The organism is Sphingomonas sp. Ant20 (assembly GCF_000783375.1).
In the GTDB taxonomy this organism is placed as follows: Bacteria; Pseudomonadota; Alphaproteobacteria; order Sphingomonadales; family Sphingomonadaceae; genus Sphingomonas; species Sphingomonas aerolata.
In genome coordinates, this window is sequence record NZ_JRVI01000274.1 from 1 (window position 1) to 2,283 (window position 2,283).

Annotated in this window: 3 protein-coding genes and 1 pseudogene; all 4 read left to right on the forward strand. The window is 71.7% G+C overall.

Annotation, left to right across the window (positions count from 1 at the left end):
- Positions 1-348, forward strand: a 348-nt coding sequence (locus tag NI18_RS20080; RefSeq protein WP_037532817.1) for a TolC family protein, incomplete at its 5' end; no start/stop codon positions are given.
- Positions 349-561: 213 nt separating this feature from the next.
- Positions 562-1,269 (forward strand): NTP transferase domain-containing protein, encoded by a 708-nt coding sequence (locus NI18_RS20085; protein ID WP_037532820.1) that lies wholly within the window; start codon positions 562-564, stop codon positions 1,267-1,269.
- Positions 1,266-1,730: a hypothetical protein gene (locus NI18_RS20090; RefSeq protein WP_037532822.1), complete on the forward strand. Its 465-nt coding sequence runs from the start codon at positions 1,266-1,268 to the stop codon at positions 1,728-1,730. The genes NI18_RS20085 and NI18_RS20090 overlap by 4 nt, the downstream gene beginning before the upstream one ends.
- Positions 1,688-2,283, forward strand: a pseudogene (locus NI18_RS20095) (hypothetical protein); the annotation flags it as partial. The gene NI18_RS20090 and the pseudogene NI18_RS20095, both read left to right, overlap by 43 nt.

Genomic DNA, 2,283 nt, shown 5'->3' on the forward strand with positions numbered 1-2,283 from the left:
GCCGCGACCGCACGCCGCGACCAGGCGGCGTTCGCCTATCGCCGCACCGCGCTCCAGGCGTTCCGCGAGGTCGACGACAGCCTTGCGGGCGTCCGCCGCTCGGGCGAACAGGCCAATGCCTTCGCCGCACAGCGCGATGCGCTCGCGGGCGCGTTGCGCAACGCCTCGAACCGCTACCGCGCGGGCTATTCGGCCTATATCGACCAGCTCGATGCGCAGCGCGGGCTGCTGACCGCGGAGCTGTCGCTGGTCCAGGCGCGCGCGGACCGTCTGACGGCCTATGTGACGCTCTACCAGGCGATGGGCGGCGGCTGGTCGCGCGACGATGCGGCGATCGTGCGGCGCTGAGGGGCGTGCCCCCAGGGTTACGCAGGCCGCCGCCTGCAACCCTGGGCTCCCGCCTTCGCGGGAGAACAGGTTTTGCCACACCGGATTCGCCACCGTTCCCCCGCGCAGGCGGGTGCCCAGAATCAAAGCAGGACGGCAGGCGCGACTTTGCCCCCCGCATCCACGGACGAAGCGCTGCATTTTCCTGCCACAGTTGATGCATAAGCGGGTGCCATGAAGGCCATCATCCTTGCCGCGGGCCACGGATCGCGGCTCCTGCCGCTGACGCTCAGCACGCCGAAATGCCTCGTGCAGGTCGGTGGGCGGGCGATCCTCGATTCGCAGCTCGACGCGGTCGCGGCGGCGGGGTTCGATGGTGCGGTGATCGTCGGCGGGTATCGCATCGACCAGATCGCCGCGCATCTGGCCGGGCGACGCGGCGACCCGCCGACGACGTTGCTCTTCAACCCCTTCTGGTCGGTCGCCAACAGCATCGGCAGCGTCTGGGCGGCGCGCGCGCATCTGGGCGCCGCGTTCGCACTGATGAACGGCGACACGCTGTTCGACGCCGCGATCCTGCAGGCGGCGCGCGCCGAGCCCGCGCCCGGCGTGACCCTGGTGGTCGAGCCGCTCCACGAACCCGGCCTCGACGACATGCTGGTCGAGGCGGAGGGCGAGCGGGTGATCGCGGTCGGCAAGCATCTGGTCGGGCATCAGGCGACCGACCGGTCGCTCGGGCTGATCCTGTCGGGCGGCGGCACCGCCTATGCCGACGCGCTGCGCGCGGTGATCGGCGAGGACGAGGGGATCCATGCCTATCACCACGCGGTCGTCCGCCGCGTTGCCGAGGGCGCCGGCGTCCGCGCGCTGCGGATCCCCGCCGGCGCGCGCTGGCAGGAGATCGACCGGCCCGAGGACATCGCGCATTGGCAGGCGTCATGACCCGCAAGGTCGCGTTCCTGTTCCTCGGCGAGACGCTGCTGATCCCGCATCTCTATCCGATCGTTGAGGCGCTCGCCGCCGCCGAGCCGACGCTGCCGATCGAATTGTGGGTCAGTACGTCGGTGCACGAAGCGCTGCTTGCACGCTGGAGCACGGGGCTTGGGCAGGTGACGATCCGGCGCGCGCCGGGGTTTCGCGCGCTGCCCGGCCATGCCGAGGGCGACAATCCGCCGCTGCCGCCCAAGCTGCCGACGCTGTTCCGCCTCCTGCCGCACCTGCTGCGCACGCCGGTGGTGGTGTGCGCCGAACAGACCAGCCTGTGGCTGCCCGCGACGCTGCCGCTGCGGACGCGGTTCATCGACACGTTCCACGGTGCGGGGTCGATGATGGCGCGCGGTCACTGGCGGCGGCGCGCAGGGTGGCGCACCTTGTCGCGGCCGAGCGCGACCGGCAGGCGCTGATCGACGGCGGCGACGCGCCCGAGCGGATCGTCACCACCGGCTATGTGAAGGCCGCGTTCCGCCAGCGCACCCCCGCCGCGCGGCTGTTTGCCGATCCGCGGCCGGTGATCCTCTACACCCCGCACTGGCAGGCGCACCGCTCGTCCTGGTGGCGCTGGGGGCCCGAGGTGGTCGAGCGCATTCTCGCCGACGGGCGCTACAATCTGATCTTCGCGCCGCACCAGCGGCTCGTCGAGCGCGCGCCCGAGCTGCGCGGCTTCGTCGCCGGGCTCGCCGGCCGCGCGGGCGTGCATGCCGATCTCGACAGTTTCGCGATGGTCGATGGCAGCTACACCGCCGCCGCCGACCTGTATCTGGGCGACACGTCGAGCCAGGTGGTCGAATATATGATGCGCCCGCGGCCGTGCGTGTTCCTGAACGCGCTGGGGGCCGACTGGGTGGGCGACCCCTCTTATGCGATGTGGGGCGCAGGCGCGGTCGTCGACAGCCTCGACGTGCTGATCCCGGCGATCGACGCAGCGCCCGCGCCGGCATCCGGATTATCCGGTTTCCG